The organism is Bacillus sp. EB106-06-01-XG163, from assembly GCF_058791615.1.
This window is the reverse complement of sequence record NZ_JBYTDS010000034.1, coordinates 1-795: the sequence shown is the minus strand read 5'-3', so window position 1 is coordinate 795 and position 795 is coordinate 1. Positions and strand designations below refer to the sequence as shown.

The following is a 795-nucleotide window of genomic DNA, read 5'->3' as shown; positions in this document are numbered from 1 at the left end:
CGAACACGGAAGTTAAGCTCTTCAGCGCCGATGGTAGTCGGGGGTTTCCCCCTGTGAGAGTAGGACGCCGCCAAGCTTTTTATTTTATCTACCATGTTTTTGTTTATGAAGCTTATAATATTCCGCAGTAGCTCAGTGGTAGAGCTATCGGCTGTTAACCGATCGGTCGTAGGTTCGAGTCCTACCTGCGGAGCCATTGCTTCCATAGCTCAGCAGGTAGAGCACTTCCATGGTAAGGAAGAGGTCAGCGGTTCGAGCCCGCTTGGAAGCTTATCTAAATACGTTGATCTGAAGCAGTTTCCGCTTGTTATGGGACTGTTATTTTTTGTTTAGTTCAGTAAAAATCTGTTGCTGATTGTATCAGTTAAGGTATAGGTATTTAGCGCGTCTTCTGATGAAGCCTTTCTTTAAGGATGCAAAAGAGATTAACATAATTAATTGTTAAACGGTATTGACTTTTATCAAAACCTTGATATAATTACTTTTGTCATAATGAACAGTATGCTTTAGATTAATCTGCGGGTTATACCGTTTGGAGTTTTACTGAATAAATAACAATACAGTTTTTGGGTTATCTGATGCTGTATTCTGGCTGTACATTACATTTTTACTTGCGGAAGTAGTTCAGTGGTAGAACATCACCTTGCCAAGGTGGGGGTCGCGGGTTCGAATCCCGTCTTCCGCTCCATTTTATCCCAACGGGATATTGTGAAATTGATTGCGCCCGTAGCTCAATTGGATAGAGCGTTTGACTACGGATCAAAAGGTTAGGGGTTCGACTCCTCTCGGGCGCGC

Annotated in this window: 4 tRNA genes and 1 rRNA gene; all 5 read left to right on the top strand. The window is 43.0% G+C overall.

Features of this window, described 5'->3' with window-relative positions:
* Positions 1 to 76 (top strand): 5S ribosomal RNA (gene rrf / locus AC3WTF_RS19265); the annotation flags it as partial.
* A 45-nt stretch (positions 77 to 121) separates the two neighbouring features.
* Positions 122 to 196 (top strand) — tRNA-Asn (locus AC3WTF_RS19260).
* Between the two features lie 2 nt (positions 197 to 198).
* A tRNA-Thr gene (locus AC3WTF_RS19255) sits at positions 199 to 271 on the top strand.
* Positions 272 to 613: 342 nt separating this feature from the next.
* Positions 614 to 688: transfer RNA gene (locus AC3WTF_RS19250), tRNA-Gly, on the top strand.
* A gap of 32 nt (positions 689 to 720) precedes the next feature.
* Positions 721 to 794, top strand: a tRNA-Arg gene (locus AC3WTF_RS19245).
* Position 795 lies beyond the last annotated feature (1 nt).